Below are 16,530 nucleotides of genomic sequence, written 5' to 3' on the forward strand. Positions count from 1 at the left end.
CTTCTACGTCGCGCCCCAGGGTGAGGCCGTGGTGAACGCCGTGACCGAGGCGAACCCTCCCAAGGGCTACAACTCGGAGATCGCGCGTCCCTCGTTCCTCGCGTCGGCGCTCTCGCTCATCCTGCCTTTCCTCATCATCGGGCTCGTGTTCTGGTTCCTGCTGTCCCGCATGCAGGGCGGCGGCTCCAAGGTCATGGGCTTCGGCAAGTCCAAGGCCAAGCTCGCCTCGAAGGACACCCCGCAGGTCACCTTCGCGGACGTCGCCGGCGCGGACGAGGCCGTCGAGGAGCTCTACGAGATCAAGGAGTTCCTCGCGGAGCCGGACAAGTTCCAGGCCGTGGGCGCCAAGATCCCCAAGGGCGTGCTCCTCTACGGGCCTCCCGGGACCGGCAAGACCCTCCTCGCGCGCGCCGTCGCCGGCGAGGCGGGCGTGCCGTTCTACACGATCTCCGGCTCGGACTTCGTCGAGATGTTCGTGGGCGTCGGCGCGAGCCGTGTCCGTGACCTGTTCCAGCAGGCCAAGGAGAACTCGCCGGCCATCATCTTCGTCGACGAGATCGACGCGGTCGGCCGTCACCGCGGCGCCGGCATGGGCGGCGGGCACGACGAGCGCGAGCAGACGCTGAACCAGCTCCTCGTCGAGATGGACGGGTTCGACGTCAAGACGAACGTCATCCTCATCGCGGCGACCAACCGCCCCGACATCCTCGACCCCGCGCTCCTGCGCCCGGGCCGCTTCGACCGTCAGATCGCGGTCGAGGCCCCCGACCTCAAGGGCCGCGAGGCGATCCTGGCCGTGCACGCCCAGGGCAAGCCGATCGTCCCCGAGATCGACCTGGCGGCCGTCGCACGTCGCACCCCCGGCTTCACGGGTGCGGACCTCGCGAACGTGCTCAACGAGGCCGCGCTGCTCACCGCGCGCTCGGGAGCCCAGCTCATCGACGACCGCGCGCTCGACGAGGCGATCGACCGTGTGATCGCCGGCCCGCAGAAGCGGACCCGCGTGATGAACGTCAAGGAGCAGAAGATCACGGCGTACCACGAGGGCGGACACGCCCTCGTCGCCGCGGCCATGCGCTACACGGACCCCGTCACCAAGGTGACGATCCTGCCGCGCGGCCGTGCGCTCGGGTACACCATGGTCATGCCGCTCGAGGACAAGTACTCCACGACGCGCAACGAGCTGCTCGACCAGCTCGCCTACGCCATGGGCGGCCGCGTGGCCGAGGAGCTCGTGTTCCACGACCCCACGACGGGCGCCTCGAACGACATCGAGAAGGCGACCGCGATCGCCAAGAAGATGGTCACCGAGTACGGCATGAGCGAGCGCGTCGGCGCGATCAAGCTCGGGACGGGTGCGGGTGAACCCTTCATGGGCCGCGACATGGGCCACACGCGCGACTACTCCGAGTCGGTCGCGGGCACGGTCGACCACGAGGTCCGACGCCTGGTCGAGTCGGCCCACGACGAGGCCAGGGAGGTGCTCGTCCAGTACCGCGACGTGCTCGACCACCTGGTCCTCGAGCTGCTCGAGAAGGAGACGCTCAACCAGGCCGAGCTCGCCGAGATCTTCGCTCCCGTCGTCAAGCGCGACGCGCGCGAGGTCTGGCTCTCGAGCGAGCAGCGGTCGGTCTCGCAGCGGCCCCCGGTCCTGACCGAGGCCGAGAAGGCCACCATGCCCAAGGACCCCCAGGGGCACCCCATCGTGGTCCCGCAGGACGAGGCCGCGGCTGCCGCCGACGAGCTCCCGCCCGAGCGTATCGGCGAGCTCCCTGCGGACCGTGTGGTCGACGACGGGCAGGCCTGACGTGGCCCAGGTGCCCGACCAGGGGCTGCGCGCCCCGGCGGACGTCCCCGAGTACGACGAGGAGCGGGCCCGCGCCGCGGTGCGCGAGCTCCTGCTCGCCGTGGGGGAGGACCCGGACCGCGAGGGCCTCCGGGAGACCCCGTCCCGCGTCGCCCGCGCCTACCGCGAGATCTTCGCGGGTCTGCGCCAGGAACCCTCCGACGTCCTGACCACCATGTTCGACCTCGGTCACGAGGAGATGGTGCTGGTCAAGGACATCGAGGTCTACTCGACGTGCGAGCACCACCTGGTGCCGTTCCACGGCGTCGCGCACGTCGGGTACATCCCCAACGCGGACGGACGCATCACAGGGCTGTCCAAGCTGGCCCGGCTGGTCGACGTGTTCGCGCGCCGTCCCCAGGTCCAGGAGCGCCTGACGTCGCAGATCGCCGACGCGCTCGTCGAGAACCTCGCGCCCCGTGGCGTGATCGTCGTGGTCGAGTGCGAGCACCTGTGCATGTCCATGCGGGGCGTGCGCAAGCCCGGTTCGCGGACCGTGACCTCGGCCGTGCGCGGCCAGATGCGCGACGGCGCGACCCGCGCCGAGGCCATGAGCCTGATCCTGGGACGGTAGGCACGACGCGGTGCGGTACACGCAGCACAGCACGGCCCCCGCTCTCCTGCCCGAGCTGGGGGAGCTCGACCGGACGCTCGTCATGGGCGTCGTCAACGTCACGCCCGACTCCTTCTCGGACGGCGGCGAGTGGTTCGAGCCGCGCGCGGCGATCGAGCACGGCCTCGAGCTCCTCGCCGAGGGCGCGGACGTCCTCGACGTCGGGGGCGAGTCCACGCGACCCGGTGCGGGGCGCGTCCCGGTCGAGGACGAGCTGGCCCGGGTCCTGCCCGTGATCTCCGCGCTCTCGGCCCAGGGTGCGGTCGTGAGCGTCGACACGACGCGGGCGCTCGTCGCCGAGCAGGCCGTCGCGGCGGGCGCGCGCATCATCAACGACGTCTCGGGGGGCCTCGCGGACCCGGACATGGCCGGGGTGGTCGCGAGGACCGGAGCCGTGTTCGTCGTCATGCACTGGCGCGGGCACGCGGACGTCATGGACGACCTGGAGCAGTACGACGACGTCGTGACGGACGTGCGCGACGAGCTCGCCGCACGCGTCGAGGCGCTGCGGTCGGCGGGCGTGCGGGACGAGCAGATCGTCCTGGACCCGGGCCTGGGATTCTCCAAGGCGGGCTCCACGAACTGGCCTCTCCTGACGCACCTCGACGTCCTGCGCGGGCTGGGCTTCCCGATCCTCGTCGGTGCCTCGCGCAAGCGGTTCCTGGGGCACCTCCTCGCGGGTCCGGACGGCGAGCCCGTGCCCCCGCTCGCACGCGACGGGGCGACCGCGGCCATCACGGCTCTCGCGGCGGCAGCGGGTGCCTGGTGCGTGCGGGTGCACGCGGTCCGGTCCTCGGCAGACGCGGTGCGGGTCGCCGCGGCGTGGACTCGGGCCGGGGCGACGGGGGAAGATGCCTCCGGGGGAACGGTCGCCGAGGCGGTCGCCTCCGGCACACCGGCGGGAAGGACCGCTGGTCCCGAGGACCTGCCCGACCGGGCGGAGCAGCGGGCGCACGGCAGCGGAACGAACGACAGCGACGACAGGAGTACGACGTGAGCACAGCGTTCCAGGGAGCGGTGCACGGGACCGACGGTCGCCCCCTCGACCAGATCCGGCTCACGGGGCTCAGCGCGACGGGGCACCACGGAGTCTTCGAGCACGAGCGGATCGACGGTCAGCTGTTCCGTGCCGACGTGGTGCTGCACCTCGACACGCGGCGCGCGGCGTCCGGCGACGACCTCGAGGACACCGTGAGCTACGCGGTCGTCGCGGAGGACGTCGTCGAGGTCCTGGCCGGTTCGCCCGCCGACCTCATCGAGACCGTCGCCGAGCGGGTCGCGGCGGTCGCGCTGCGTCACCCGACGATCGAGGCGGTCGACGTCGCGATCCACAAGCCGCAGGCGCCCATCACGGTGCCGTTCGACGACGTCGAGGTCGTCATCCGTCGCGACCGCGTGAAGGTGCCCGTGGTCGCGGTCGAGTCCGCCCGCGTGGTTCCCCTCCCGGTCGGGTCGATCACCCCCGCGGTGCTCGGGAACGTCTCGGTCGGGGAGCCCGGCCCCGCCGCTGGGGCGTCCGTCGAGGCACCCGCCGTGATGCCTCCGTCGATCCCGCCCGCAGCCCCCGTCGCGGCCCCCGACCGTTCGACCGACCAGGGCTTCCTCGCGGTTCCCGAGGACCTCGGCGCTCCTGCGGCGGAGTCCGTGACGAGCAGCGTCTCGGACGCTGAGTTCGTCGAGGCGCTCGACTCGTTCTACAGCGCACCCGAGGACGCCCTGAGCGCGCCTGCTCCCGCCCCGTTCGTCGAGGAGGTCGTGGTCGAGCCCGCGGCCGTCCAGGAGGTCTCTGCCCCGGAGGCAGCTCCTGCCGTGCCCGACGACGTCGCACCGGTCTCCCTCGAGGCCCCGGCTCTCCCCGAGGCCGTGGCGCCGGAGCCGGCTCCCGACTTCGCTCCCGTGGTCGTCGAGGACGTCTCGCCCGCGCCGGCGCCGGCCGTCGTGGACGGGCCGGTCGCGGTCGACGAGGTCGTCGCGCCCGAGGCGCAGAGCGCCGAGCCGCCCGTGGTGCACGGAGCCGCGGCGTACGAGCCCGTTCCTGCTGAGTCGGTCGTGCCGGTCGTGCCCGTCGCTGCGGCCGAGCCGGTCGCAGACGAGGAGCTGGACACCCCTGCCGAGCACCCCGCAGCGGCACCCGTGCCCGCAGCCCTCGTCGAGCCGAGCGCGCCCGCGGCGTCCGTCGAGCCCGCCGTCGCCTCGATCCCCTCGGAGCCCACTGCGCCGGAGGCCCCGGCAGCGTCTGACCAGCCGGTCGAGCAGGCTCAGCCGGCGCCGATCGAGTCCTTGGCGCCGGTCGCCCCGGTCGACCCGGTCCCCGTGCCGGAGCAGCCCGTCGAGATCGTGCACGTCGCGCACACCGAGCCGCCCGTCATCGGCGAGCTCGCCGAGACCGCTGAGACGGTCCCCGCGCTGGAGGCCGCCCAGCTCGCGGCCGAGGCGCCGGTCGCGGCCGAGCCGACGCCTGAACCCGTGCTCCCTCCGGTGGCGGCTCCCGAGCCGACCGTACAGCCGGCACCCGAGCCCGAGCCCGTGCCGGTGACCGATCGTCTCGACGAGGCTCCTGCGGGCTTCGTGCCGGTCGTCCTCGCCCTGGGGGCGAACCTGGGAGACGCCCAGCAGACGCTCCGTGACGCGGTCACGGACCTCGACCGGATCTCCGGCCTGGAGATCACCGAGGTCTCGCCGCTCGCCCGGACCGCAGCGGTCGGCGGGCCGGACCAGCCCGACTACCTCAACGCGATCCTGCTCGCCCGCACCACCCTGTCGCCGCGAGCCCTGCTCCGGGCCTGCCAGGGCGTCGAGAACGCCCACGGACGAGTGCGTGCGGAGCGCAACGGCCCGCGCACGCTGGACGTCGACCTGATCGTCTACGGCACGGTCGCGGAGATCACCGAGGACCTCGAGCTGCCGCACCCCCGCGCGCACGAGCGGGCGTTCGTCCTGGAGCCCTGGGCGCAGGTCGCCCCCGAGGCGTTCCTGCCCGGGCTCGGCGGTGGGCCGGTCGCGACGCTCGCCGCGACGGCTCCCGACCGTGGGGGCATCCGTTGGCTCGCGCTGGACTGGTTGACGGACGCAGAGCCCGAGCCCGCCCCGGCCGCGACCCCGGCGGCGGTGCCCGTCGACGAGCCGGCTGCCGCCCCGGCGCAGGCCACCCCCGACCAGCTCGCTCCGGCCGAGCCCGCAGTCTCCGAGCCGGCGGTCCCCGAGAGGCCGGACGAGCCCGAGGCTCCTCAGGCAGCGCTCGAGCAGCCCGCGTTCGCACCTGCACCCGCACCGGCACCTGCACCCGTCGTCCAGGAGCGGCCGGCTGCTCCGGCCGAGCCCGCGCCGTTCGTCCCGGCCTTCCACCCCGTGCACCCCCAGGACGGTCAGGAGCCGCCGCACCCGCAGGTCCCGCCGCTGTGGTCCGACGTGTCGGCGCAGGGCGCCGCGGACCACCTGGGCGCCACCCCGCCGACGGGCTCCTCGGACGACGAGGCCCCGGCCCTCCCGAGCTGGTCCGCGCTGACGGCTCCGGCGCAGCAGGCTGCACCCGGACCGCAGCTCCCGCCGCAGACGGCAATCGCCCCCGAGCCCGTCGACCGCCCTGCCCAGGCCCCCGAGCCTGCCGCACCGGCGTTCCGCCCGGTCCACGAGTCGCCCGCCAGCGCCTTCCAGCCCGTGCACCCGGCACAGCCCGTCCCTCCTGCCCAGCCGGTCAAGCAGGAACCGATCACGGGTGTGCCCATGTCCTTCCCGGCTGACCTGCGCGGTCCGTCGAGCTGATGCAGCGCACCAAGGTCACGACGCTCCTGCTCGTCACGGTCGCCACGACGCTCCTCGGGTGGCTCGTCGTCGTCGGGCTCGAGCGCCGCGCGACCTACCTGCCCGCGGTGCCCTGGATCGTGGACGTGGCACTGGTCGGGCTGGCCGCGGCCGTGTTCTGGGCGGGGTGGGCGGTCCGCTCGTACCTCAAGGGACGTCGGCCGTCGCTCGACCCGCTGCGCGCGGCACGCACCCTGGTGCTGGCCAAGGCGGCTGCCCTCACCGGCTCGCTCCTCGCCGGGTGGTACCTGGCACAGGTCGTCGCGGTGCTCGGCGACCTGGCGATCGAGGCACGCCGCGACCGGGCGATCGCCGCAGGGATCGCGGCGGCGTGCGCGCTCGTGCTCGCCGTCGTCGGGCTCGTGGTGGAGAAGTTCTGCCAGCTCCCGCCCGAGGACACGGAGCCGGGGAACGGCGGCCGGTCGCGGGCGCCCGGTGATCACGAGCCCGAGGCCGACGCCGCGGGCTGACGAGCGTCAGCACATCGGAGGACGCGGTGCGTGCGCCCTGGATGGGAAGATGGGGCCATGACCGACCACGCCTCCGACCATCCCGTCGACCGGGTCCCGGCGACGGCACCCAGCGGACCCTTCGACCCGCCCGGGGTGACCTGGCAGGGGGTCTCGAGCCGGCTCGTCACCGCACGGCTCGTCACGGTGGCGATCTCGCTCCTCGTGCCGTTCGTCCTGGGGGCCGTCTTCGCGCTGGTCTTCAGCCTCGTCTGGCTGTGGATCGTCCCGGCCGTGGCCGTCGTGATCGGCGTCTGGTGCGTCGTGGTCGTGCCCCGTCAGGTCCGTGCGATCGGCTACGCCGAGCGCGACGAGGACCTCCTGATCCGCAAGGGCGTGATGTTCCGCTCGCTCGTGGTGGTGCCCTACGGCCGCATGCAGTACGTCGACGTGCAGGCCGGCCCGCTGGCTCGCAGGCTCCGGATCGCGCAGGTCCAGCTGCACACCGCGTCGCCCGCGACGGACGCGTCGATCGAAGGGCTCGAGCCCGCCGAGGCCGAGCGCCTGCGCGACCGGCTCGCATCGCGCGGAGAGGCACGGTTGGCCGGGCTATGACCGAGCGCAGCACTCCGCCCGAGTCTCCGCCGACCGACCTGACCTGGCACCGCGTCCATCCCGTGACCCCGGTGGTCCGGGGCTGGTCCGTGATCGCGGTCCTGCTCGTCATCGTCGGCAACCGGACCCTCGAGGGGCTCCCCGAGGGGCAGAACATGCTGGCCGGCAACGGCTGGTGGCAGATCCTGGGTGCGATCCTCGTGGTCGGCCTGATCGGGCTGGGCTACTCGGCCCTGGCGTGGCGCATGACGACCTACGCGATCGACGACGAGTCCGTCCGCCTGCACACGGGGGTCCTGTTCAGGCAGCAGCGCAAGGCGCGCCTGGACCGCCTCCAGGCGGTGGACATCGTCCAGCCGCTCGTCGCGCGCCTGTTCGGGCTCGCCGAGCTCAAGCTCGAGGTCGCAGGAGGTTCGGACTCGGGCATCAAGCTCGGCTTCCTCAAGCTCGACGAGGCGAACCACCTGCGGGCCGAGCTGCTCGCGCGGGCCGCAGGCCTGCGTCTCGGCACGACGCCCTCGCGGGCTGCGGCCGTCGGGGGGACCCCGGCAGGGGGCGCCGTCGGTAGCCCCGCCGTCGGCGACGCTCCCCGTGGGGAGCTCGTCGCGGGGGCTCCCGTCGACGGCGCCGGTGCCCCCGGGGTGGGGGACGTCGTCGGGCACGTGCACCTGGACGCGCCCGAGGCACCCGAGCAGCCCGTCATGGAGGTCCCGCCGGGCCGCCTCATCTGGTCGCTGATCCGCACGGTCGCCATGATCGTCCTCGTCGTGGCCGTGCTCGGCCTGATCGGGGTCGCTGTGGGCACGCGCGAGATCGGGACGCTGTTCACGGCGCTCCCGCTGGTCCTGGGCGTCGGCGGCTACCTGTTCGGACGGTTCACGCGCGAGTTCAACTTCCGCAGCGCGATCTCGCCCGACGGCATCCGGCTGCGCCACGGCCTGCTCGAGACCCGTTCGCAGACCATCCCGCCCGGTCGCGTCCAGGCGATCCGCCTCACGCAGGGGCTCCTGTGGCGCAGCGCCGACTGGTGGCGCGTCGAGGTCAACGTGGCGGGCTACGGTCAGAGCTCGGACGGGACGACCAACAACAGCGTCCTGCTGCCGGTCGGCACGCGCGACGAGGCCCTGGGCGCGGTGTGGCTCGTCCTGCCGGACCTCGGCACGGTCGACCCGCGGGCGCTGCTCGACGAGGCCCTGTCCGGGATCGACGCCGGGGCCCACTTCACGACGGCCCCGCGGCGCGCCCGGATCCTGGACCCGTTGTCGTGGCGCCGGAACGGCTTCGCGGTCACGGGCCGGGCCCTGGTCCTGCGTCGCGGACGCCTGGTGCGCAGGGTGGAGATCGTGCCGCACGAGCGCACGCAGTCGCTCGGCCTCGAGCAGGGGCCGTGGCAGCGGCGCCTGCGGGTCGCGACGTTCGCGGTCCACTCGGTGCCCGGCCCTGTCACGCCGTCGGTGCCCCACCTGGACGAGCACGTCGCGGGAGCGCTCATGGACGAGCAGGCACGGCGTGCCCGCGAGGCGCGTGCGCACGCGGGGCCCGAGCTGTGGATGCGGCGCGACGAGGTCGCGGCAGCGGTCGAACGGATCGAGAGCGGTGAAGGAACGGGTGACTGAGGGATGACCGACCAAGGAACGCCCGAGCGCAGGCGCCCCGGGCGACTGGGCGTGGGGGTCGTGGGCGCGGGCCGCGTGGGCGCGGTCCTGGGCAGCGCGCTGCGCGCGACGGGCCATGCGGTGGTCGGGGCGAGCGGCATCTCCGAGGCGTCGCGCGAGCGCATCGAGATGCTCCTCCCCGGGGTCCCCGTGCTTGAGGTCGAGGAGGTCGTGCGCCGTTCGGAGCTCGTCCTGCTCGCGGTGCCCGACGACGCCCTCCCGGGCCTGGTCTCGGGCCTCGCCGAGGTCGGGGCGTGGCAGGGCGGGCAGATCGTCGTGCACACGTCCGGACGGTACGGCGCGGGGGTGCTCGACCCGGCGCGCGCGCTCGGCGCGATCCCGCTCGCGATCCACCCTGCCATGACGTTCTCCGGCACCTCGCTCGACCTGTCGCGCCTCGAGGGCACGACGTTCGCGGTCACGGGACCGGCACCGGTCCAGCCCATCGGGCAGGCGCTCGTGGTCGAGCTCGGTGGCGAGCCGGTGATCCTCGAGGAGGGGGCGCGCGGGCTCTACCACGCCGCGCTCGCGCACGGCGCGAACCACCTCGTGGTCCTCGTCGCGCAGGCCGCGCAGGCCCTCGAGGCCGCGGGCGTCGAGCAGCCGGGGCGCGTGCTGGCCCCGTTGCTGTCGGCCGCGCTCGACGGCGCGACGCGGTCCGCCGACGCGGGCGGGGGAGCAGGCCCGGGGGCCATCTCGGCCCTGACGGGTCCGGTGTCGCGCGGGGACGTCGGCACGGTCGCCGAGCACCTCGAGGTCCTGCGCGCGCTGGCCGTGACCTCGGCCCAGGAGTCCGCTCCGCACGTCGCCGCGACCGACGTGCCCGCGTCCTACCGCGAGCTCAGCCGCGGAGCCACCAGCCGGGCCCTGGCCGCGGGGCGCATCGACGCCCGCCAGGCCCAGGAGCTGCTCGACGTCCTCGAGGAAGGTCAGTGATGTCTGTCCCCACGCCCACCACCGGTGCGCAGCCGCTCGTCGTGCGGACCCGCTCCGCGCTGCGCACGGCCCTGGAGGCCCCTGCCCGGACCGCCGCCCGCGCGCCCGCGGGCGCTGCGCCGTCGGGCACCCAGGGCACCGGCCCTGCCGGACCCGACGGGCACGGCGACGCGGACCGCGCGACGCGGGCCGTCGTCATGACCATGGGTGCGCTCCACGACGGGCACCTGCAGCTCGTGCGCGCGGCGCGCGAGCGCGTCGGCCCCACGGGGCAGGTCGTCGTCACGGTCTTCGTGAACCCCTTGCAGTTCGGGCCCGACGAAGACCTCGACCGCTACCCGCGCGACCTCGACGCCGACGTGGCGCTCCTCGCAGGGCTCCCCGAGCCCGCGCCCGGCCGCCCGGCCGTGGACCTCGTGTTCGCGCCCTCGGTCGAGGAGATGTACCCCGGGGGGGACCCGATCGTGCGCGTCACGTCGGGGCGCATCGGCACGGTCCTCGAGGGGGCGTTCCGCCCCGGCCACTTCGACGGCGTGCTGACCGTGGTGCTCAAGCTCCTGCACCTGACGCGGCCCGACGTCGCGTTCTACGGCGAGAAGGACGCGCAGCAGCTCCTCGCGATCCGCCGCATGGTCGCCGACCTGAACGTCGACGTCGAGGTCGTCGGTGTGCCGATCGTGCGCGACGACGACGGGCTCGCGCTGTCCTCGCGGAACGCGTACCTGTCCGCGCAGGAGCGCGCCGACGCGCTGACGCTGAGCCGGGCTCTGCGTGCCGGAGCCGAGGCCGCCGCGGCGGGACAGGGCGGTGCGGGGGCCATCGAGGTGGCCTCGGGAATGCTCAACGAGCACCCCGGCGTTGTGGTCGATTACCTCGCGCTGGTCGACCCGACTACCGTGGACGACCTGGAACCGGAGTACGTGGGACCCGCGCTGCTGCTCGTGGCGGCACGTGTGGGCTCCACCCGACTGATCGACAACCTGGCCGTGGACGTGGCGCCCCCCGTCACGAGCACGGCCCGCCCAGGAGGCACGCAGTGACCCAGACGGGACCGCAGGACGGCACGCGCCGCCCCGCTTCCTTGCAGCGACCCATGATGATCGGGAAGATCCACCGCGCCACCGTGACGCAGGCGGACCTCCACTACGTCGGGTCCGTGACCGTGGACGTGGACCTCCTCGAGGCCGCGGACATCATCTCCGGCCAGCAGGTCGACATCGTCGACGTCACCAACGGCTCACGCCTGACGACGTACGCGATCCCGGGCGAGCGCGGCTCGGGCAAGGTCTGCATCAACGGTGCGGCCGCGCACCTGGTGCACCCCGGGGACACCGTCATCCTCATCGCCTACGGCATGATCGCCGACCACGAGGCGCGCCACTTCTTGCCGAACGTCGTGTTCGTCGACGAGGAGAACCGCATCGTCGAGGTCAGCGACGAGCCGGGCCTCGTGCCCGAGGGGTACGACCTCGAGCCGAGCGGGCTGCCCATCGCCCCCTTCCAGTCCGCCTCGGTCGAGTGACCCAGGCCGCGCAGGCGCCGCTCGTCGAGTCCGCGCAGGGCTACCTGCCGGGCGTGGACGGCCGGGTTCCCCGCCGTCTCGCCCGCCGCCTGGCGGCCCCCGCCCCGGGGTGGACGACGACGGCCGACGCGATCGTCGTCGGATCCGGCATCGCGGGGCTCACCGCGGCGCTCGAGCTGCGCACGCACGTCCCGCGCGTCCTGCTGGTGACCAAGGGCGAGCTGTCGTCCGGGTCGACCGTCTGGGCGCAGGGCGGCATCGCCGCGGCGCTCGACCCGTCGGACTCCCCGGCAGCCCACCTCGAGGACACGCTCGCAGCGGGCGGGGGCCTGTGCGACCCGGCAGCGGTCGAGGTCCTCGTGACCGAGGGGCCGGAGCGCGTGCGCGAGCTCGTGGGACGCGGCGCGAACTTCGACCTCGCGCCCGGCGGCGACATCGCGCTCACGCGCGAGGGCGGCCACCACGCGGACCGCATCGCGCACGCAGGCGGCGACGCCACGGGCGCGGAGATCTCCCGGGCGCTCGTGGCCCAGCTCGAGGCCGTGCTCGCCGACCCGGGCATCGAGGTCATCGAGAACGCGCTCGTGCTCGACGTCCTGACCACCTCGCCCGACGCCCCGGGCGGCGAGCGGGCGTGCGGCGTCACGCTCCACGTGCGCGGCGAGGGGTCGCGCGACGGCGTGGGCGCGGCCCTCGGCCGGGCGGTCGTGCTCGCGACGGGCGGGATCGGCCAGGTCTTCCGCTCCTCGACCAACCCGCCCCAGGCCACGGGCGACGGCATGGCCGCCGCGCTGCGGGCCGGCGCGACGCTCGGCGACGTCGAGTTCGTGCAGTTCCACCCGACCGTGCTGTGGCTCGGTCTCGGCGCCAAGGGGCAGCTCCCGCTGATCTCGGAGGCCGTGCGCGGTGAGGGCGCGATCCTCCTCGACACCGACGGCCACCGGTTCATGCCCGCGGTCCACCCGATGGCGGAGCTCGCTCCGCGGGACGTCGTGGCGCACGCGATCGTGCGCCAGATGGCGGCCACGGGCTCCGACCACGTCCTGCTCGACGCCCGGCACCTCGGCGCCGACTTCCTGCGCAAGCGGTTCCCGACGATCACCGAGCGCCTGCTCGACCAGGGCATCGACCTGACCGAGGAGCCGATCCCGGTCGCGCCCGCCCAGCACTACCACTCGGGCGGGATCGTCACGGACCTGCACGGGCGCTCGACGCTCGACGGCCTCTACGCCGTGGGCGAGGTCGCGTGCACCGGGGTGCACGGCGCGAACCGGCTCGCGTCGAACTCCCTCCTGGAGGGCCTGGTCTTCGCCTACCGTGCCGCGCGGGAGATCACCGCGCGCGTCGCGGCCGGCGAGCTGCCGCTCGGCGAGCCCGTGGAACGGGCCGGCGAGGCCGCGCTCGTGCCCGCGGCGGCCCGGTCGCGCGTCCAGTCGATCTCGTCGGCAGGGCCGGGCGTGATCCGCGACGGCGAGGGGCTGCGCACCGCGGCCGACAAGCTCGCGGCGGTCCGCACGGACGCCCACCGGGCGACCGACGTGGTCGCGGCGCCGCAGACCGCCGAGTGGGAGACGACGAACGTCCACCAGGTGGCGACCGCGCTGACCGAGGCGGCGCTGCTGCGCGAGGAGAGCCGGGGCGGGCACTTCCGCACCGACTTCCCGGAGGTTCGCCCCGCGTGGGCCCGGCGGATCGAGGTCACGCTCGGTGCCGACGGGGAGCTGCGGCTCGTCTGAGGTACGGAGCGGACCGGGGGGCGCGGCCGACCGGGGGTAGCGTGAGCGCGTGAACTCTCCCTCTCTCATCGAGCCCGGTCTCGACCCCCGGTGGGTCGCCGACATCGTCACGCGTGCCCTCGACGAGGACCTCGGCCCCACGCCCGGCCGGGACGTGACCACCCAGGCGACCGTGCCGCCGTCGGGCACGGGGACGGCCCACCTCGTGGCGCGCGCCGACGGCGTCGTGGCCGGCCTCGTGGTCGTGGAGGAGGTCACCCGGCAGGTCGCCGAGCGCTTCGGGCTCGCGCCCGTCACGGTCACCTTCACCGCGCAGGACGGCGACGCCGTGACCCGCGGCCGTGTCCTCGCGGCCCTCACGGGCCCGGTCCAGGTGATCCTCACGGCCGAGCGCACGCTCCTCAACCTCGCGAGCCGGGCGAGCGGCGTCGCGACCGCGACCCGCGCGTGGGCCCGCGAGCTCGACGGCACGGGCGCCCAGGTGCTCGACACGCGCAAGACCACCCCGGGCCTGCGCGCCCTCGAGAAGTACGCGGTGCGCGCCGGCGGTGGCACGAACAAGCGCATGGGGCTCTACGACGTCGCGATGGTCAAGGACAACCACGTCGTCGCCGCGGGCTCGGTGGCGGGAGCGATCGAGGCCGTCCGTGCGATGTTCCCCGACGTCCTGATCCAGGTCGAGGCCGACACGACCGACCAGGCCATGGAGGCCCTCGACGCGGGCGCCGACTTCCTGCTCCTCGACAACATGCCCACGCCCGTGCTCGCGGACACCGTCCGCCGGGTGCGCGAGCGCGAGGGCGTCCCGGGCGGTCCCGCGAAGATCGAGCTCGAGGCCACGGGCAACCTGACCCTCGACCGGGCGCGCGAGGTCGCCGGGACCGGGGTCGACTACCTGTCGGTCGGTGCCCTCACGCACTCGGCGCCCATCCTCGACCTGGCCCTCGACCTGATCGGCTGAGCTGCCCCGCCCTGCGGACGGGACGGGACGAGCACCGCGGGGGAGCGCCGGAGACCCTTCCGGCGCTCCCCGGTAGAATCGACGCGTGACCTCCCCCGATCCCGCTGCCGCTGCCGTGCCCGCTTCCGACGAGACGCCCGTCGTCCCCACCGCCCCGGTGCCGGTCGACGAGTCCGACGACCTCCCCGAGCAGCTGCGGGTCCGGCGCGAGAAGCGCGAGCGCCTGCTGGCGCAGGGCGAGGAGGCGTACCCGGTCTCGGTGCCGCGCACGCACACGATCGCCCAGGTCCGTGCGGCGTACGAGCACCTGGAGAGCGGCCAGGAGACCGACGACGTCGTGGGCGTCGCCGGTCGTGTCGTGTTCCTGCGCAACACGGGCAAGCTCTGCTTCGTCACGCTCCAGGACGGTGAGGGCAACCGTCTCCAGGTCATGCTGAGCCAGGCCGTCGTGGGCGAGGAGTCGCTCGCCGCGTTCAAGGCCGACGTCGACCTGGGGGACCACCTGTTCGCCCACGGGCGCGTCATCAGCTCGCGCCGCGGTGAGCTGAGCATCTTCGCGGACGAGTGGAAGATCGCCGCGAAGTCGCTGCGTCCGCTGCCCGTGCTGCACAAGGAGCTCTCGGAGGAGAGCCGGGTCCGCCAGCGCTACGTCGACCTGATCGCCCGCCCTGCCGCGCGCGACATGGTCCGCCTGCGCGCGGGCGTGGTGCGGTCGTTGCGCGAGAACTTCCACGAGCGCGGCTATCTCGAGGTCGAGACGCCCATGCTGCAGACCATTCACGGTGGTGCGGCGGCGCGTCCGTTCACGACGCACATGAATGCGTTCGACATGGAGCTGTATCTGCGGATCGCTCCCGAGCTCTTCCTCAAGCGTGCGGTCGTCGGAGGTGTCGAGCGCGTGTTCGAGATCAACCGCAACTTCCGTAACGAGGGCGCCGACTCGACGCACTCGCCGGAATTCGCGATGCTCGAGGCGTACGAGGCCTACGGCGACTACAACACCATGGCCGAGCTGACCCAGAACCTCGTGCAGCGTGCCGCGCTGGACACCTTGGGAACCACGGTGGTCGAGCTTCCGGGCGGTGAGGAATACGACCTCGGCGGTGAATGGGCGCAGCTCAAGATGTACGACTCGCTCTCCGAGGCGCTGGGAGAGGAGATCACCCCGGAAACGTCGGTGGAACACCTGTCCAAGATCGCGGACCGCCTCGAGATCTCCTACGACACCAAGCGTGCCGGGCACGGCAAGCTCGTCGAGGCGATCTGGGAGCACCTCGTGGGCGACCACCTGTACGCACCGACGTTCGTCCGCGACTTCCCGGTCGAGACCTCCCCCTTGACCCGCGACCACCGCACCGTCAAGGGGCAGGTCGAGAAGTGGGACCTCTACGTCCGCGGTTTCGAGCTGGCCACGGCCTATTCGGAGCTCGTCGACCCGGTCATCCAGCGTCAGCGCTTCGAGGCGCAGGCGCTCCTGGCCGCAGCGGGTGACGACGAGGCCATGCGCCTCGACGAGGACTTCCTCACAGCCATGGAGTACGCGATGCCCCCGTCGGGTGGCATGGGCATGGGGCTGGACCGCCTGCTCATGGCCCTGACCGGCCACGGGATCCGCGAGACCATCCTCTTCCCGCTGGTCAAGCCTGCTCAGTGACGTCCAGGTGACGGTGCGGGGGCTGGGTGCGTCGTGGGAGACGTACCCAGCACCCGTGAGCCGGTCGTAGACTGGCGGGCATGACTGATTTCTGGCCGGCCGTCTATGCGCTGATCCCGTCGGTCGGGGTCGGTATCCTCTTCTTTTTCGCGATGCGCGCCATCATCCGTTCGGACCGCACGGAACGCCTTGCCATGGCAGAGCTCGACGCCCAGGCGGACGCGGCAGAGCGTCAGGAACGGGCGGCACAGGAATCCTCGACGACTTCTCGGTAGCCCGGCACGCTGCTTTCGCTTTGACGTGATTCCATGAGAATGGCACACTTCGAGATACCAGCATCAATTCTCGAAGACGCGAGGTAGCACTGTGGCACAGAAGGTTCAGGTAATTCTCGTCGACGACGTCGACGGTGGGTCTGCCGACGAGTCCGTGACGTTCGCCCTCGACGGCGTCTCCTACGAGATCGACCTCAGCTCGGCGCACGCCGAGGAATTGCGTGAAGCATTCTCGAAGTGGGTCGGTCACGCGCGCAAGGTCACGCGTGGCGCTGCGCGTCCGGCGGCCAAGAAGGCGCGTTCTTCCGCAGCCGGCCCGTCGCGTGCGACGGAGATCCGTGAATGGGCCCGGAACAACGGCTACACGGTGAGCGAGCGCGGTCGTATCTCGGCCGACATCCAGCAGGCATTCGACGCGGCGAACTGAATTCGCCGACGTCTTCCGTCAGGGGCGTCCTGACCGGTTC

15 protein-coding genes are annotated in these 16,530 nt (G+C 73.3%); all 15 read left to right on the forward strand.

Annotated features, from left to right (window positions below; translation table 11 throughout):
• Positions 1–1,807: ATP-dependent zinc metalloprotease FtsH (ftsH, locus tag ACFWFR_RS09610; RefSeq protein ID WP_377622662.1), on the forward strand; the 1,807-nt coding region annotated here is incomplete at its 5' end.
• 10 nt (positions 1,808–1,817) lie between these two features.
• Entirely contained in the window at positions 1,818–2,420 is a 603-nt protein-coding gene (gene folE, locus ACFWFR_RS09615) for a GTP cyclohydrolase I FolE (RefSeq protein ID WP_191802262.1), read from the forward strand.
• A gap of 82 nt (positions 2,421–2,502) precedes the next feature.
• The gene (folP, locus tag ACFWFR_RS09620) at positions 2,503–3,456 is read left to right on the forward strand and encodes a dihydropteroate synthase (protein ID WP_191802260.1); all 954 of its coding nucleotides are present in this window, start codon (positions 2,503–2,505) and stop codon (positions 3,454–3,456) included.
• Positions 3,453–6,221, forward strand: coding sequence for a 2-amino-4-hydroxy-6-hydroxymethyldihydropteridine diphosphokinase (folK, locus tag ACFWFR_RS09625; protein WP_377622664.1), 2,769 nt, complete (start codon positions 3,453–3,455; stop codon positions 6,219–6,221). Before folP ends, folK begins: the two co-directional genes overlap by 4 nt.
• Positions 6,221–6,730: a DUF3180 domain-containing protein gene (locus tag ACFWFR_RS09630; RefSeq protein ID WP_191802082.1), complete on the forward strand. Its 510-nt coding sequence runs from the start codon at positions 6,221–6,223 to the stop codon at positions 6,728–6,730. The genes folK and ACFWFR_RS09630 overlap by 1 nt, the downstream gene beginning before the upstream one ends.
• Positions 6,731–6,787: 57 nt before the next feature.
• Positions 6,788–7,324 (forward strand): PH domain-containing protein, encoded by a 537-nt coding sequence (locus ACFWFR_RS09635; RefSeq protein ID WP_377622665.1) that lies wholly within the window; start codon positions 6,788–6,790, stop codon positions 7,322–7,324.
• Positions 7,321–8,940 (forward strand): PH domain-containing protein, encoded by a 1,620-nt coding sequence (locus ACFWFR_RS09640; RefSeq protein WP_377622667.1) that lies wholly within the window; start codon positions 7,321–7,323, stop codon positions 8,938–8,940. The genes ACFWFR_RS09635 and ACFWFR_RS09640 overlap by 4 nt, the downstream gene beginning before the upstream one ends.
• Before the next feature lie 3 nt (positions 8,941–8,943).
• Complete coding sequence (locus ACFWFR_RS09645; protein ID WP_377622669.1) at positions 8,944–9,915, forward strand: Rossmann-like and DUF2520 domain-containing protein; 972 nt, start codon at positions 8,944–8,946, stop codon at positions 9,913–9,915.
• Entirely contained in the window at positions 9,915–10,955 is a 1,041-nt protein-coding gene (panC, locus tag ACFWFR_RS09650; RefSeq protein WP_191802074.1) for a pantoate--beta-alanine ligase, read from the forward strand. The genes ACFWFR_RS09645 and panC overlap by 1 nt, the downstream gene beginning before the upstream one ends.
• Before the next feature lie 53 nt (positions 10,956–11,008).
• On the forward strand, positions 11,009–11,437 hold the full coding sequence (panD, locus tag ACFWFR_RS09655) for an aspartate 1-decarboxylase (protein ID WP_225220106.1): 429 nt from the start codon (positions 11,009–11,011) through the stop codon (positions 11,435–11,437).
• A 53-nt stretch (positions 11,438–11,490) separates the two neighbouring features.
• Positions 11,491–13,173 (forward strand): L-aspartate oxidase, encoded by a 1,683-nt coding sequence (locus tag ACFWFR_RS09660; RefSeq protein ID WP_191802254.1) that lies wholly within the window; start codon positions 11,491–11,493, stop codon positions 13,171–13,173.
• A 49-nt stretch (positions 13,174–13,222) separates the two neighbouring features.
• Positions 13,223–14,134, forward strand: coding sequence for a carboxylating nicotinate-nucleotide diphosphorylase (gene nadC, locus ACFWFR_RS09665; RefSeq protein ID WP_318244418.1), 912 nt, complete (start codon positions 13,223–13,225; stop codon positions 14,132–14,134).
• A 115-nt stretch (positions 14,135–14,249) separates the two neighbouring features.
• Positions 14,250–15,788 carry a lysine--tRNA ligase gene (lysS, locus tag ACFWFR_RS09670; protein ID WP_377622672.1) on the forward strand — a complete coding sequence of 513 codons (1,539 nt, stop codon included), beginning with the start codon at positions 14,250–14,252 and terminating at the stop codon, positions 15,786–15,788.
• A gap of 80 nt (positions 15,789–15,868) precedes the next feature.
• Positions 15,869–16,063 (forward strand): hypothetical protein, encoded by a 195-nt coding sequence (locus ACFWFR_RS09675; protein ID WP_068626860.1) that lies wholly within the window; start codon positions 15,869–15,871, stop codon positions 16,061–16,063.
• Between the two features lie 91 nt (positions 16,064–16,154).
• Positions 16,155–16,490 carry an Lsr2 family protein gene (locus ACFWFR_RS09680; RefSeq protein ID WP_056645228.1) on the forward strand — a complete coding sequence of 112 codons (336 nt, stop codon included), beginning with the start codon at positions 16,155–16,157 and terminating at the stop codon, positions 16,488–16,490.
• The last annotated feature ends 40 nt before the right edge of the window (positions 16,491–16,530 follow it).

Origin of the sequence: Oerskovia sp. NPDC060287 (assembly GCF_042726775.1) — a bacterium.
Classification (GTDB): Bacteria; Actinomycetota; Actinomycetes; order Actinomycetales; family Cellulomonadaceae; genus Oerskovia; species Oerskovia merdavium.